At 50.6% G+C, this 13,757-nt stretch carries 16 protein-coding genes; 3 read left to right on the top strand and 13 right to left on the bottom strand.

Annotation, left to right across the window (positions count from 1 at the left end):
• Positions 1-182: 182 nt before the first annotated feature.
• From KGP21_RS25845 to KGP21_RS25880, 8 genes are all read right to left on the bottom strand, one after another.
• Positions 183-536 carry a hypothetical protein gene (locus KGP21_RS25845; RefSeq protein ID WP_223536497.1) on the bottom strand — a complete coding sequence of 118 codons (354 nt, stop codon included), beginning with the start codon at positions 534-536 and terminating at the stop codon, positions 183-185.
• Positions 537-549: 13 nt separating this feature from the next.
• Entirely contained in the window at positions 550-813 is a 264-nt protein-coding gene (locus tag KGP21_RS25850) for a hypothetical protein (RefSeq protein ID WP_223536499.1), read from the bottom strand.
• A 275-nt stretch (positions 814-1,088) separates the two neighbouring features.
• Positions 1,089-2,855 carry a phage/plasmid primase, P4 family gene (locus tag KGP21_RS25855; protein WP_223536502.1) on the bottom strand — a complete coding sequence of 589 codons (1,767 nt, stop codon included), beginning with the start codon at positions 2,853-2,855 and terminating at the stop codon, positions 1,089-1,091.
• Positions 2,852-3,190 (bottom strand): hypothetical protein, encoded by a 339-nt coding sequence (locus tag KGP21_RS25860; protein WP_223536505.1) that lies wholly within the window; start codon positions 3,188-3,190, stop codon positions 2,852-2,854. The genes KGP21_RS25855 and KGP21_RS25860 overlap by 4 nt, the downstream gene beginning before the upstream one ends.
• On the bottom strand, positions 3,187-3,489 hold the full coding sequence (locus tag KGP21_RS25865) for a hypothetical protein (RefSeq protein ID WP_223536507.1): 303 nt from the start codon (positions 3,487-3,489) through the stop codon (positions 3,187-3,189). Before KGP21_RS25865 ends, KGP21_RS25860 begins: the two co-directional genes overlap by 4 nt.
• Positions 3,482-3,673: a hypothetical protein gene (locus tag KGP21_RS25870; RefSeq protein ID WP_223536508.1), complete on the bottom strand. Its 192-nt coding sequence runs from the start codon at positions 3,671-3,673 to the stop codon at positions 3,482-3,484. The genes KGP21_RS25865 and KGP21_RS25870 overlap by 8 nt, the downstream gene beginning before the upstream one ends.
• The gene (locus tag KGP21_RS25875; protein WP_223536511.1) at positions 3,666-3,857 is read right to left on the bottom strand and encodes a hypothetical protein; all 192 of its coding nucleotides are present in this window, start codon (positions 3,855-3,857) and stop codon (positions 3,666-3,668) included. Before KGP21_RS25875 ends, KGP21_RS25870 begins: the two co-directional genes overlap by 8 nt.
• Positions 3,850-4,125 carry a host cell division inhibitor Icd-like protein gene (locus KGP21_RS25880; protein ID WP_223536513.1) on the bottom strand — a complete coding sequence of 92 codons (276 nt, stop codon included), beginning with the start codon at positions 4,123-4,125 and terminating at the stop codon, positions 3,850-3,852. Before KGP21_RS25880 ends, KGP21_RS25875 begins: the two co-directional genes overlap by 8 nt.
• Positions 4,126-4,255: 130 nt before the next feature.
• Here KGP21_RS25880 and KGP21_RS25885 point away from each other — a divergent pair, with 130 nt between their 5' ends.
• On the top strand, positions 4,256-4,435 hold the full coding sequence (locus KGP21_RS25885; RefSeq protein ID WP_223536516.1) for a hypothetical protein: 180 nt from the start codon (positions 4,256-4,258) through the stop codon (positions 4,433-4,435).
• Positions 4,436-4,996: 561 nt separating this feature from the next.
• Here the strand turns inward: KGP21_RS25885 and KGP21_RS25890 are convergent.
• The 5 genes from KGP21_RS25890 to KGP21_RS25910 form a co-directional block, all read right to left on the bottom strand.
• Entirely contained in the window at positions 4,997-5,575 is a 579-nt protein-coding gene (locus tag KGP21_RS25890; RefSeq protein WP_223536519.1) for a BRO family protein, read from the bottom strand.
• Between the two features lie 8 nt (positions 5,576-5,583).
• Positions 5,584-5,799, bottom strand: coding sequence for an AlpA family transcriptional regulator (locus KGP21_RS25895; RefSeq protein WP_223536521.1), 216 nt, complete (start codon positions 5,797-5,799; stop codon positions 5,584-5,586).
• Positions 5,800-5,888: 89 nt separating this feature from the next.
• On the bottom strand, positions 5,889-6,818 hold the full coding sequence (locus KGP21_RS25900; protein ID WP_223536524.1) for a hypothetical protein: 930 nt from the start codon (positions 6,816-6,818) through the stop codon (positions 5,889-5,891).
• Positions 6,815-8,038 (bottom strand): site-specific integrase, encoded by a 1,224-nt coding sequence (locus KGP21_RS25905; RefSeq protein ID WP_223536526.1) that lies wholly within the window; start codon positions 8,036-8,038, stop codon positions 6,815-6,817. Before KGP21_RS25905 ends, KGP21_RS25900 begins: the two co-directional genes overlap by 4 nt.
• A 270-nt stretch (positions 8,039-8,308) precedes the next feature.
• Positions 8,309-11,626, bottom strand: a complete 3,318-nt coding sequence (locus KGP21_RS25910) for an autotransporter domain-containing protein (RefSeq protein ID WP_223536528.1) — start codon at positions 11,624-11,626, stop codon at positions 8,309-8,311.
• 363 nt (positions 11,627-11,989) lie between these two features.
• On the opposite strand from KGP21_RS25910, the gene lpxP reads away from it, so the two are divergent.
• Together lpxP and KGP21_RS25920 are read left to right on the top strand one after the other, a co-directional pair.
• A complete protein-coding gene (gene lpxP / locus KGP21_RS25915) occupies positions 11,990-12,910 on the top strand; it encodes a kdo(2)-lipid IV(A) palmitoleoyltransferase (RefSeq protein WP_223500461.1) in 921 nt (306 codons plus the stop codon).
• Positions 12,911-13,041: 131 nt separating this feature from the next.
• Complete coding sequence (locus KGP21_RS25920; protein WP_094981542.1) at positions 13,042-13,731, top strand: CTP synthase; 690 nt, start codon at positions 13,042-13,044, stop codon at positions 13,729-13,731.
• The last annotated feature ends 26 nt before the right edge of the window (positions 13,732-13,757 follow it).

The raw sequence follows: 13,757 nt of genomic DNA on the forward strand, positions 1-13,757 counted from the left end.
CAGACGGGAAACCAATTCAGAGGGTGAAGCCGTTTAACAAAATTCCGGTGCGGAAAGGTGGGAGTTAAACGGCTAAGTGACGGCTCCCGTCGGAGTGTCACCCCTCAACATATACAGCTAAATAAAATAGTAAACAGGGTGTTTTTGTACTGAACACCAATAAACAATCACGAACAGAATATTTACACTTCTTTTTTCTGGAATGCCTCAATCTCACATATCCAATAACCGATAGTGCTATCTGTTTCGTAAATTAAATCAGTCAGTCTGGCACTCGGCTTGGCCCCTTTCCTGATTTTGTCGATCCCTTTCATGTAGGCGCCGTAAATAGCGGGTTCAACAAAATGTTTCTCAAAGGGAGTTAACTCACCACGTTTAAGCTGCCCTTGAATTTCTTTCAGTGCAGACTGAGCATATTCTTTCAACTCGGTGACTTTATCGCTAATAGCCTTATCTGCTTTATACCGTGGATACATGACATTCAAATCCTCAGAAATATCATCAACACGGCGTTTAATTTCAAGTAATCTTTCCATATCACCTTCTTCGTTAAATATACTCGGTTACTAATTTATGGCCCGCTGGCACGTCTAATGGGATTGCCTCACCATTCACCTTAATACACGGAAGCACTTGTTTCACTGGCTCATCGCTAAAGATATGCCAGTAGTTCACATCGACATAGCTGATCACATCATGTACCGCGACAACCTCTTCTGTTTTGCGGTTGACTATCTTCACCCTGATACCTTGACGCGCAGGGTGCATATCCAGTATTTCAATGCCCGATCTTCTTTGGCTAGGCTGTGTCATTTTTTACCCCCATTTCATAGAGAAAAGTTTTTTACCCCTAAAACTGTCCGTACTGTCCGCCCTTGCCATTTTATCAATATAAATCATAAATTTAAGCAGTCAGACAGTTGGTACAAAACTGTCCGCCACTACCCGCCCAAACTACCCGCCTAAGGGCGGACGGTTCAGACACTTAATACCAACTGTCCGCCCACTGTCCGCCCTATTTAATTATATGTATTTATTACATTTTTATTATAAGGGCGGACAGTTCAGACAGTTTATTTAAGAAAAAACTATATTCCTTGCTCGTTACCCATAGGGTCACCGCCTCCCGTGGCGGCTGGCAGCCACTCTTCAGCCTCATCCAGCAACGTGATGTTGGACTGAATACGTCCACGGGTTGCCTTCTTCTTAGATTCGGCCTTCTTGTACTCCTTGCCATACTCAGCCATCGATCCCGGCATATCCTTACCGAACCGGGTTAATGATACTGGCTTACCCAGGCCATGCGCTGACATGTAGGCCATATAGGCGTGGTACAGATAACGGCGCGGGGCAAAGGGGATTATCTCGGCATTACCAATAAACATCCCCTCACATTCCACCATAGCCATCAGGTAGCCGCAAAAGTCCACCAGCGAATCACCCTCACGCTTGACGGCTAATGCCTCCTCAGATTGCCGCTGTTCCAGTAAAAGCCCTTTGGCCTCCTGTTGCTTGGCAAAGCGGGTTAACAGGTGCCGGATGATAACCGCCAGTTCTGCCTCAATCTTTTCAGGTAGGTGAATATCGCGCTCCCCATCCGGCACCACATCAGCAAAGTTAAAAATCACCCGCCGCCTTGATATGCCCCCGCTGCGGTCGCTAAAGGTCATGGAGTTGTTGTTCACTGCCAGCACGACAGCAGGGATCCGCATCGAGTACGGCGCTTTGTATTTCGGGTCTACGGCCACCTTGTCGCCGCCCGTAATGGCTTTGATCCCTGAGCCGTCACCGGCATACCTAGCCATATCAGAGAGCACGATCAGCGACGCACCGACAATCAGCTCCCGTTCCTTGGGGTTCTCCAGTGAAGACATGCTGGCGGCCACTGTATTACCCTTGCCGGCTAGCATGGTGCAGACCTCGGCAAACACGCTTTTACCACTGCCGCCCGGCCCAGTGACCTCAAGGAATAGCTGCCAGTCATACCGGTTCGCCATCACCATGTAGAGCGCAGCCAGTACCCGATCGGCTTTACGGGTATTACCCCCTGTGGAGCGGGTTAACCACTTCCAGAAATTCGGCGCATGGGTGGCCAGCGTTTCCCCTTCGTGCGCCTGGCTGAATTCGACACTGCTGGCGATCAGCAACCAGTCTTCTCGGCGGTGCGGTCTGAACTCACCGGCCTTGGTGTCAAACACGCCATTGGTGAACCCGATAAGGTGCCGTTCCGTGGCCCCCATCCGGGGTAGGCTCAGTTTCATGGTATCTACAGCGGATTTGATACCTGGCTGTGAGTAAGAGATCTCTGCCTCTCGGTAGATCGCCGCCATTGCCCGCTGTAGCTCTTTATCGGCAATAGGCTTCCAGATCACCCCGTCATAATGATGCACGGTGTCTGAGTCACCATTGATTGCCAGTGCGCCACTGTAGCGAGCCAGAAGCACATCGCCGCGCTGGCTGGCTCCCATCTGGTTAAGGGCTGGGGTTGCTGCTTGTTCGACCGGTGGCGGGGCGGCGTTGAACAGGCTATTAATCCGATCAGCGTCGGCCAGCACGGCCACCAGCTCTTTACGGCTGATAAACTCCAACACCACCGCTTCGCGCTTCTCCCTGGCCGGTTCAGGGGCTAAGTTGGAGGAAAACCCGTTATCAGTCAGCCATTCAGGAGTGACATTCCCGATCGCAAACGCACTCAGCCGCACAGCCAGATCATTGAGTGGCGTTCCAGTTGTTGTTTGCAGTATGGCCTTTGCCGCTACAGCTTTCTCTATCGGGCGACCGTTAACCCAACGGTAGACGCAGGAAAATAGCTCATTCGGCCATTGGTTGGTATTAACCTTCTGTGGCTTGCTCATACCTTTGGCCTCACTGTCATGATGAATTTGCCGATCAGCGGGTGGAACCAGTATTTACTGCCGTATTTACGCTTGGCGCCCTTGATAACGATCAGCGCCGCCTCACGGAATTTCGCTTCATGCACAATGTGGCCGTTACCCTGGCGAACGATCATCACTCCACAGTTACGCGCCAGCTCCTCCGCCTTGCTGGTGGATAGACCCATTTCAGCCGCCAGCGTGGTTAATGGGGCCATGCCTTCCGGTGCAGTGTCTTTTTGGTTCATAGCGGCAAAGGCCAGCTCAAGCGCTTCTACACGCTTCTCCAGTTCGTTGTATTTCACTTGGCTGATCATTTGCTAATCCCCTTGCGCTTTTTCAGTTCAAAATCTGCGTTGCCGCTGTTCAGTTCGAGCGCCATAGCCATTCGAGGGAGGTATTTGAGCACCGCACCAACCAATAACAAATCACGGCTGGCATCCTCTGGCGTGTAATCCTCCCCTACCTCAACTTCCATGATCAGGTTGCCGATCACCTGCAATGCCGAATGAATGCCTGTACTGGCATCACCAAAGGTATTGCGTGACTCAACTAACTCCGTGTCGGATAGGTTGCTAAAGTCATGGGTTACAAGTGCATGGTAAATATCACGCATTGCGAGCCTCCTTGCTTTCCAGTTCCTCGGCTAATTTACGAGAACGAATTAAAGCCCGATCGACCAAAGTAAAAGCGAGTTCGCGCTCGTATTCATCTGTCTCATCCATTTCCATTGCAGCAGCCAACAGGACAGATATAGAGCGGAACTGATCGGGCATGTCGACCATCGTGTATTTACGCATGGCGCACCTCCACAACCTCAGCGGAAACTTCCTCGGTGGCGGTTACGCCATCCGGCCTACATACCCAGCGCATACCCTGAGCAGCTTTCTCGGCACCGCGATAGGTTTTATAGTGGCGGCGGCAGGTTTCTACTGTGGTTTTGCCGGTGCGGTGGTTCGTGGTGGTGACGATAATTTTAAACATGACGTACCTCCGTAGAGGCTTGGTAACGCTGGTGCATGAACTCAATGCGGCCGGAATCCAGATCGATACGGTGAAAGTGCAACGGGCTTTCAGTGCGGATCTGAGCAGCAAAAATCAGAGTGAAATCAGTGCGCTCAATTTTGAGCCGGGCTTCTTTCTCCGTATCTGCGTCGGTGCGTAAGACGGTAGGCCTGCCGCCGTTGGGATAGATAGCCAGGAACAGGAATGTAAATTTAGGGCGAGTTTGGGTAGACTTGATGTCAGCCATGATCGTTACCTCATATAACGGTTTGGTTAGACGCCTCGGCAGTGTTCCACCACTTCGGGGCGTTGCCTTTTCATTCATGTGCATGTAATGTGTAATTACACATAAACACACTACATCGGGTGTACTGAACGTGTCAACACACAAAAATGAAAGACGTGGCAATCCACCATTCCAATTTCGACTAGATCCTGAACTGCGCGATTTGATGGAAGATGCACAACGGCAAGATGGCGATGAGTCACTTGCAGCCTGGATAAAGCGCATCATCCGCAAAGAATTGCAGCAACGTGGCATTGAGCCAAAAGCATAAGGCTGTAAAAGGAGGTTTATTGTGCCAAGCAAATGGTTAGTTATTTTAGTATTAATCGCCGGGTCAATTGCATATTGGGGCTTAAAAGGACTTGTGTCTGGGGACATCAAAGTAACCAATGACACAAGCTCAGGCAACTTAGTTAATCCCTCATTCAGCTTAAAATCAGACTCAAAGAACTGAACGAAAATTTTCGTTGAGTGGTTATCGCCTGGGACGTACGCCGATGCCTGGTGCAACTTCCCCCATTGGGGAAAGTTGAGAATCACAGGCAGATCGGTAGGGGTGTGCGACAATGCCGGATACCCCTTTACCCCCACTGGGGGAATACCCTCAATTACCGATACTGAGTTTCCGGTAACAGGTGCTTTCCCTCTAATTGAGTAAAAGGTAACTGCAGGGATTCCGTTAGTTTGTGTCAGTGGCTCAATGTGAACTGTTAATTTATTGAACTGCGCCAATGGCGGGGTTAACTTGACCTGATCGATCAATGTGATAATCTGCACTGGCTTAAGTTTTATGCGTTGACACTGGCGGCCCTGCAAGGCCGCTTTTGTTTTATTAGGCATCCGGTTCCCCTCCCAATGCCAACCGCGGCTGATAGCAGTCCAAAAGGCGCTTCTCTTCGTGTGCCAACTGGTGCTTTTCAACCTTCCGGACCACTAACGCCTTCCCTGCTCGACTGCCGCGGTCTACTGAATCATCAGAGCGACGGGTAAAGTCATGCAGCAATGCCCACGGGATGCCATAAGCGCCAAATTTGCGGATCGACGGGATAACTTCACGGAATACCCAGTTACTGAACCGGTGGGCGAATGTACCTTGGATGCTGGCCTTACGACTGCGGGTAATCAATTTATAAAACCCAGACTCCGAGACAACCCCACGATTGGGGTTACCGCGAATACCGTAGGTTAAAGCTACAGTATTCTTTTCATCGTCATCCAGTGCAGTAAGAGCGTCACGCGAGTTAACAACCCCCAACGCTTTGCAAACGTCTTTTGCAATGAACCAGGGCTCACCGTTCAACTGTACAATCTGAACCTTGTGGCCTTCGAAACAGATCACCGAAATATCGCTAACCTGATTTTTGGCGTGAGTGCGCCCCTGGCCTGTTATCGCCATATTTTCAGTTTTCATATCCCACCTCATGCTGCTTTATTGGAGGTTACTTTTGGCTGACTTTGCTGCCATGCCTGGATCTCAGAAAGCATCCAGCCCACGGCGCGGCCACCGAGTTTACGGCGGGCAGGGAATTTACCTTCTCTTTCCATCAGGTAGCGAGTGGTACGGCATAAACCGGTGATTTGTCGGCACTCTGGTTCACGGATAGTGCGATCGGTGAAGGTTACTTGATTGTTCATAAAGAAATGCCCTCGTTCGTTAAAGTTCGAGGACATTCTTTAGAAGAAACAATTTAAGATGTGTGAAATCACTTTACCTCTATGTGATATCACTTTCTTGGTCTATTCCTTCCTAAGTATTTTTGCCATGTTTGAATGTGTGTATCTGGAAGATCTACGCCATTTGTAGCTGCAAGGCTCTCAATCACATTCTTAATTTTACTAACAGGCATCATATCAATGTCAGCATTTTTAAAATCTGGCAATAATCTTATAAGCGCTGGTATTATTTCAGCTTTCTTGGCTAATGACTTAGGGTTATCCTCATCTATAGGATTTGTGTTAATTATATTCTCATCACTTAACTTTCCACTTAAGCGGTCTAGCTCATCTTTTGTGATTAGCAAATTATTAATATTCACTAGCACACCAGATTCGTGAGATAAGGAATTCTCAATGCCATTTTCTCGCAACGCATTGTCATCCTTACTTATAAGCTCATCATTATAAATACAGTCACCAGGCAGGCGGAAATAGCCATTTATATTATTATTAGTTGCATCGCAGGGTAAGGTAAAAGAACTTACCATGATGCTTTCATTATTGATTAAATTCATTTCATTAACATACAAATCTCTTTCTGAAACCTCAACAAGCCCGTACACTCCATAGGCGACGGCACTTGAATCGACTACTTGCAAACTTTCATCCTCAAGCCAAAAATCAACCCTGCCAGATAATTTTAAATATGAGTTAATAAAGTTAAATTCCTGAGAGTAACAGACTAACCTCCCTCCAAACTCATCTTCTTCGTATGTAACATCTTCTTTGGACACGATTCCATTTATAGAGTCATAATTAACTAACAGGTTAGGCGACCAATCGTCATTATCACTATGAAATCCTTTACCCGACGAGTACACCTTAATGCATACCTTTACAAAGCCATTTGCCCCGTAATGTATGATATCTGATATATCACACCCAAGTTCTTTAGCTGCTTTATCTAACGGATAGTATAAGCGCTCTGGTAAGTTCATTTTTTCACCTGCAACAAAATAACATTATCATGTTCACCGGCCAGCAGTCCCAAGCGCTCATACCACATATTCAGCGCCACCAGCTTTTCCGGCATATATTGGCTAAGGTTATACACCGCCATCACTCCCGGCATGATATGGCCGAGCAACTGTTCAACAACGTGCGGGGCAACACCCAGATCATTAAGTTTGGTGGCGAACGTGCGCCGGATATCGTGAAGTGACCAGGGTTCGACGTGGCCTAAACGCTTCCAGACCAGACGGCCCCAGGCACTTACCGCGCTTGATTCCTTTATCTCACCCAGTAGTAAGCCGCTGTCTTTATGCTGGCGGTGTAAATCCTCGATAAACGGCCTCATGGCTTCTGGCACTGGACGAACTATTTTAGCTCCCCCCTTGCTGTGTTCCTTGGGTACCGTCCATACCCACTTTTTCAGATCCCATTCTGACCAGGTAGACAACCTGACTTCCTGAGAACGGCAGCCAAACACCACCAGCAGGCGCAACATGGCGGCATAGTAAGGTTTAAATTTTAATTGCTGGCTGGCCTGCCATAGTTGGCCGATCTCATCGTCTGTATGGCTTCTGTCGCCTTTATCCTGCTTGCTGCCTACATCAGGTATGGTCAGATCATCCAAGGCGTTGCTGATGGCATAGCGGCGAACTCGGCAGAACTTAAGAGCCTGCTTGCTCATCTGGAAAACGTAACCGGCAGCCACGGGGGCTTCTTTTTTCATCCGGTCGAAGCATTCAAGCCAATGGTGCGTTTCACACTGCGACAAAGGCAGATCACCAATGTAGGGGTAAATATGCTTTTCGAGTTGGGCCTTGTGCCGTTCGACGTTGGCACGGTGATCTTCGGCATACTCCCTAATCCAGTATTTTAAGGCATCTTCAACGGTGACCGGCTTTAAGGTTTCGGCTGTCGCAAGGTTTAACTGGTGCTTGGGGTCTTTGCCTTCGGCTAGCCAGGAACGGCATTGATCGCGTCTTTCCCTCGCCACCTTAAGAGTCATATCCGGGTAGTTCCCCAACCTCAAGCGTTGCGGTTGGGTTTCGCGGCCACCGAGGCGATAGGCAAACAACCAGGTCATAACACCGGACTTGGTTACTTTGATGCTCAGGCCGTCACCGTCAGCGTAAAAGTTATCGCCTGGACTCTCCCGCCCTATCATTTTTCTCAGCGTAGCATCGCTAAGTTTATTCGTTCCACTAGCCATATAAATCTCAGTTCATACGTTACACTGACTACACCATAGACTACACCGTTCTCCGCATCTCAATAAACAAGCATAAACGGACATGAACAAGAATAGGCCATTAACCAATAAATATCAAAAGGTTATACAACCACTAATGAACACTATTAAACCATAAAAAACAGTGGTTTATAGAATACGGCATGAACTGATAACAATCAGTTAAGATGTTGAAAAAAGGCGCTTTTACCTCATTCGGTAAGCGCCTTTTTCTTTTATCATACCGGCCTGTCAGAAACGCCAGGTGGCCGACAGGTTACCTGCTACCGAGTCATAGCCAGAACGGAACAGATCGCTCTCTACCCCCAAGCCCAGCTCCACATCCCTATTGATTTGGTAACGAACCCCGGCTTTCACCCCCATGGAGTCACGCCCAGTCACCTGATTCTTGTTGCTGAAGCTTGCCGCCCGATAGTTGGCGAAAGAGGCTTCTTGCGATACGTCGCTATCCAGCAACTCATGATCCCAGGTCAGTTGCAGATCGGCAGCAATAGCCGCGCCCGAAGAGAGCGGAAGATCCCAACTGCTGTTGACCCCAATGCTGGAGCGCAGAGAATCAAAAGTGCTCGAACCTAGCGCCAGGCGGCTACTGTCATTGCCCGTTTCCGTCACGCTTGGGCGATGCAGGGTTGTGTAATTCAGTGCGGCCACAGGGCCAGCGCTCCATTGGTCATTCAACGCCCAACGATAACCGCCACCAGCAGCAACAGAACCCGCCAGGCCGGTCCAACTGGCATGTTGGCTCGCTTGATAAGTCTCGACGCTGATGCTGCGATCCAAACGGCTATCTTCAATGCCAAACCGGCCATTGCCGAATAAATACATCCCCGCTTGCCGATCGGCGGCATAACGAGCCTGGATACCCAGATCGAAAGCCGTGGTTTTACCGCTGGCGTTCTCCGGTGATTTGACCGTTACCGATTGTCCACTGACCGCACCATGGAAGCCATAAACCCAGTCGCTATTCTGTTCGCTGCGCTTGTCTGCACCAAAGACTATGCCGTAGCTGCTGGCATCATAGCCAACCTGACTACCCTGGCGCTGCTGCCAGAAACCGCCACCAAAGGGTATGGCAAAACTATGCCATTCGCCTGCAACCTGCTGCTCTGGCGTGGTGGGATGAGATCCGCTGACAATCCGCGTAATCTGCTGTTCACGATTGAGAGAGCTGGCGAACATCGCACTGTACGCAGCAGGAGAGAGCTGCGGCAAAGCGCTGCTGATACTCCCACCGTCGGCGGCAGAAAAGTCCAGCGTACGGTACAGCGGCTGGATGTCTGCACCCGCGCCCGAAACGATATGGTCCAACGCCTGGCCGACCTGCCGAGCATTGTTGTCCTGCGCATACTGGCTGTAGGCGTTGTCAGCACGCAGCATCGCGAGTTGCCAACGATCCTCACCCTGCGGCGTTGCCTGCAAGGTCAGCGTAGGCGAACTGAGTAAGCCGTTCACCGTACGGAATTCTCCGCTATGCGAGGTGGCTTTCAGCATCTCGCCCGAATCCAGCCGCCAGTCTGTTGCATACCAGTCTGGCTGCGGTGCGAACGTCAGTTGACCATTAAATTCAGCATGGCCATTTACCTGCAAGGTATCGTGTCCACCACGGCCATCGACCTCTAACAGCAACTGCCCATTCTCGCCCTGTTGATAGAGACCCGTGACCTCGATTTGCCCTAGCGAATTACCTGGCGCGAGGATACCGTCATTCACAAAGCGGCCCGCCGGGTTCAAGGTATAATCGCTGTTGCCAGCCAGCGTGGAGCCTGGTGCGATAGACATGCTGTAAATCTGGTGGTGGCCATTAAGCGAAGTTATCCCCCCGCGAGTGCTCAGCGCCAGATTGTCGATACCTTCAATATTTCCCCGATAGTTGAACCGGAAACTGGGGTCTGCCTGATCGGTGGCCTGCCCTTGCAAATTGGCCAGGCGCCCAAAGGTAAACTGGGTCAGGCGCTGCTGGCCATGATCATCCAACTGGTTATAATCCGAGTAGATATTCCCTTCCAACTGGGCACCATTTAACAGATTGATATGGTTGACCAACGCGTTTTGCGAGATATACATCGCCGCACCTTTAGCGGCAACCCGGCCGCTAATATCCGCATTATTGACCAGCGCCCCCTGTAGCTCTGGCAATAATGTTGCAGCCTCCCCGCCAACATAATGTATCCAGGAGCCCCGGTAATCCACATCGTTGCCCAGCAGGTTGTTGCCAAAATCAAAACTGAGGGCAACGCCATTAGCGCCTAGCGCTTGAACATCGCCTCGCTGAATTAGATTATGGTTCTTACCATAAGCAAACATCACGCCGCGGCCATTCATCCCGTCGGCGTAGACGCGAGTGCCAGGCTCAACGTTCAGCGTGTTGTTTTGCCCATCGATACGAATACCTGCCCCACCGGCGCCCTGCGTTAACAGATCCGCTTGCTGGGAGATGTGATTGTTACTGCCGTAAACATGTAAGCCAACGCCCAATGTCGCGGTATTATACTTCCCCGTGATGTAGCCATCGCCCTGCTTGTTACGTAAAAAGTAACCGTGTCGATTAACCAGCGTCTGCCCATCACCGTAGAGCGAAAAGCCGAAGAAATTACGCCGATCGATCTGATAATCCATGTCCTGCAATAACGCCAACTCGGCTTCCATAAACGTGGTGTAGTTGCGGTAATTCTGATGGCTCATCATGCTGTTTTTCAGCTCAATGTGGCTCATATAGTTATCGTCAACCGAGCCATCGTCAGCCAACATTCTCACCGGAATACCAGGCATGGCCCCCGCCAGCACTTCATCCACGTGTTTACCTGCGAAATACCCCTTATCAAGGCGCACATCAAAACCTTGCGGATCCCAGGCGTTATTGCACCCTTCACAAAGTATGACCTGACCGGGGCGTGCCGGATTTCCATTGTCATCGCGCAGATGTGCAGTCCAGGAACCGAAAGGCATATCGGTGTCAAAAGCTGGGGTAAATGTCCCTTCCCCAGCCCAATCGGTGGCCATATTAGAAATACCCAGCCCATGAGCCAGTTCATGAACGGCAACGCTGACCAGATCCGTTTTTCCGGAGCGAGGTAATTGCGCAGGGACATAGGGAATATGGTCAAAATCCATTTTTCCCATGATAAATTGGCCATGAGAACCGAAGGTTAACTCGCCGGTATCAATACCGTTCAAAGCCCCCTGCAATTGGGTAATGGTGATTACACCATCGGTGACCGATTCGCTGGAGCCTGCAGCGTTCACCTCATCAAAAGTACCTACGTTGATGATGGCAGGCAATTGATCGGGTCTGGGGGTAATGACTTCAGCCCAATACCGCATGGCATCCAGTATTTTTGCTTTCTGCTGGTAATTCAGATCCCAGGTGGACTCAATTGGCTGTGGATAGTCCGGCATAAAAGGGCCATCACCCACATCAAAGAAACGTACCTGGAAGACGGCAACATTATTCGTGTTATAAACCAGGTAACTGTCTGCGGCGTAGCTAGGGTGACTGGCGAAAAAACTGGTTAACGCCGCGGTGATCAAAAGCTTTTTCAAATTAACCATCCTTGTGTACAAATGAAAGGAAATATTTCCTTCCAGTATAGAAGGACATACCTCGTTTAAACAAAGAATCAACATAACTAACAAGAAATACCCAAATAGCCCCCGGATAACCCTTTGTGGACGTATCACCCCCCCACTCTCACGCCCACGTTTTGTGTGGTATAATCGTGAGTACGAGAGCCCCCTTCGCTGGCGAGCAGCCGTCCTTCCGAAGTCTGATAGCAGTGCGAACCGCCCTTCGAATGTAAAGGTTTAGTCAACGGCTAAACGATCGTCATGACTGGGTGTCAGAGTATGGTATCGCTATTGAGTCGCTTCTTTATGCGCTACAGGTTTCTACCCCATTTCGCATACAGAGTTGATATGAAGCGTCCACAAACTTTTAAACGTGCATTACTGCACCCTCGCTACTGGCTTACCTGGTTTGGTCTGGCGGTACTGTTCCTGCTGGTTCAACTACCCTATCCCCTGCTGCACAAGCTCGGTGGCTGGATGGGCCGCACCTCTATGCACTTCCTGAAACGCCGCGTGTCGATCACCCGCCGCAATCTTGAACTGTGCTTCCCGGAGATGGACGAAGCACAGCGCGAACGTCAAATTATCGGTAATTTCGAATCCCTCGGCATGGGCCTGCTGGAAACCGGCATGGCCTGGTTCTGGTCAGATAAACGCGTGAAACGCTGGTTCAACGTGAGCGGCATCAACCACCTGAAACAAGCCCAGCAAAATGGCCGTGGGGTGCTGGTGATTGGCGTGCATTTCATGTCGCTGGAGTTGGGCGGCCGGGCGATGGGCCTGTGTCAGCCGATGATGGCCATGTATCGCCCACACAACAACAAGGCGATGGAATGGGCACAGACCAAAGGCCGCATGCGCTCGAACAAAGCCATGCTGGATCGCAAGGATTTGCGCGGCATGGTGCAAGCCCTGAAGCGCGGCGAAGCCGTATGGTTCGCTCCCGATCAGGATTACGGCCCACGTGGCAGCGTGTTTGCCCCGCTGTTTGCCGTCGATCAGGCCGCCACCACCAGCGGGACATTTATGCTGGCCCGCATGGCTAAACCGGCCCTGGTACCGGTAGTATTGATCCGTCGCCCGAAAGGCTGTGGTTACGATCTATTGATCCAACCGGCGTTAGAAGACTACCCAATCGACGATGAAGTGGCCGCCGCCGCCTACATGAATAAAGTGGTAGAAAAAGAGATCATGCGCGCTCCAGAGCAATATCTGTGGCTGCATCGCCGCTTCAAAACGCGCCCTACGGGTTCGCCTTCACTGTATTAAACTCGCTTTCAGGGGTGCCACTTCTGGTACCCCATCCCCCTCGCGCATTTTGTGCTCTCTTTTGAAAAATTCACAGACCCGTTTTTAACTCTGCTGTAACATCCTTTTTTACCCGCTCAGGAAAAGAAATGATGAAAACGCAGGTTCGTCTTGCTCTGATTGGTGATTACCGCAGCGAAGCCGTTGCCCACCAGGCCATCCCCGTCGCTCTCCAACTTACCGCCTCACACCTCGATATTGATATCCAATCCCAGTGGCTCCCCACAGAATCTTTGACCGATGTCTCTGTCCTGCAGGATTATGATGCTATCTGGGTGGTCCCTGGCAGCCCCTATCGCAACGATGGCGGCGTCTTTATGACGATCCGCCATGCTCGCGAGCAGAACATCCCCTTTCTAGGGTCTTGCGGTGGGTTTCAATATGCGGTGGTGGAATATGCACGCAATGTGATGGGTTGGCACGATGCTGGCCACGCGGAGACCGATAGCGGGGGCCGCTTGGTGATCGCACCGCTGAGCTGTTCACTGGTTGAGAAAACCGGCACCATCCTGTTTCAGCCAAACACGCTGATCGCCCGCGCCTATGGCAAGCTGGAGACTCACGAAGGCTATCACTGTAACTTTGGTGTTAACCCTGAATTTGTGGCGGATTTGGAGCAACACCCACTGATCATTAGTGGGCATGACATTGAAGGCGATGTGCGCTCGGTGGAACTGCCAGGGCACCGTTTTTATGCCGCTACCCTATTCCAGTCAGAACGTGCAGCGTTACGTGGGGATCTTTCCCCACTGATTGTGGCCCTGATCCAGGCCGCTCGATAAGCCTTGCCGGGGGCTAACCCAGCCCC

The organism is Serratia sp. JSRIV004, from assembly GCF_019968705.1.
In the GTDB taxonomy this organism is placed as follows: Bacteria; Pseudomonadota; Gammaproteobacteria; order Enterobacterales; family Enterobacteriaceae; genus Chania; species Chania fonticola_B.

Bases quoted from the DNA above. Each gene is read 5' to 3' on its own strand.
- KGP21_RS25900 (WP_223536524.1), bottom strand. From the start codon at position 6,818: ATGAACTTACCAGAGCGCTTATACTATCCGTTAGATAAAGCAGCTAAA.
- KGP21_RS25855 (WP_223536502.1), bottom strand. From the start codon at position 2,855: ATGAGCAAGCCACAGAAGGTTAATACCAACCAATGGCCGAATGAGCTA.
- KGP21_RS25920 (WP_094981542.1), top strand. From the start codon at position 13,042: ATGAAAACGCAGGTTCGTCTTGCTCTGATTGGTGATTACCGCAGCGAA.
- lpxP (WP_223500461.1), top strand. From the start codon at position 11,990: ATGAAGCGTCCACAAACTTTTAAACGTGCATTACTGCACCCTCGCTAC.
- KGP21_RS25865 (WP_223536507.1), bottom strand. From the start codon at position 3,489: ATGCGTGATATTTACCATGCACTTGTAACCCATGACTTTAGCAACCTA.
- KGP21_RS25860 (WP_223536505.1), bottom strand. From the start codon at position 3,190: ATGATCAGCCAAGTGAAATACAACGAACTGGAGAAGCGTGTAGAAGCG.
- KGP21_RS25875 (WP_223536511.1), bottom strand. From the start codon at position 3,857: ATGTTTAAAATTATCGTCACCACCACGAACCACCGCACCGGCAAAACC.
- KGP21_RS25895 (WP_223536521.1), bottom strand. From the start codon at position 5,799: ATGAACAATCAAGTAACCTTCACCGATCGCACTATCCGTGAACCAGAG.
- KGP21_RS25870 (WP_223536508.1), bottom strand. From the start codon at position 3,673: ATGCGTAAATACACGATGGTCGACATGCCCGATCAGTTCCGCTCTATA.
- KGP21_RS25910 (WP_223536528.1), bottom strand. From the start codon at position 11,626: ATGGTTAATTTGAAAAAGCTTTTGATCACCGCGGCGTTAACCAGTTTT.
- KGP21_RS25905 (WP_223536526.1), bottom strand. From the start codon at position 8,038: ATGGCTAGTGGAACGAATAAACTTAGCGATGCTACGCTGAGAAAAATG.
- KGP21_RS25880 (WP_223536513.1), bottom strand. From the start codon at position 4,125: ATGGCTGACATCAAGTCTACCCAAACTCGCCCTAAATTTACATTCCTG.
- KGP21_RS25845 (WP_223536497.1), bottom strand. From the start codon at position 536: ATGGAAAGATTACTTGAAATTAAACGCCGTGTTGATGATATTTCTGAG.
- KGP21_RS25890 (WP_223536519.1), bottom strand. From the start codon at position 5,575: ATGAAAACTGAAAATATGGCGATAACAGGCCAGGGGCGCACTCACGCC.
- KGP21_RS25850 (WP_223536499.1), bottom strand. From the start codon at position 813: ATGACACAGCCTAGCCAAAGAAGATCGGGCATTGAAATACTGGATATG.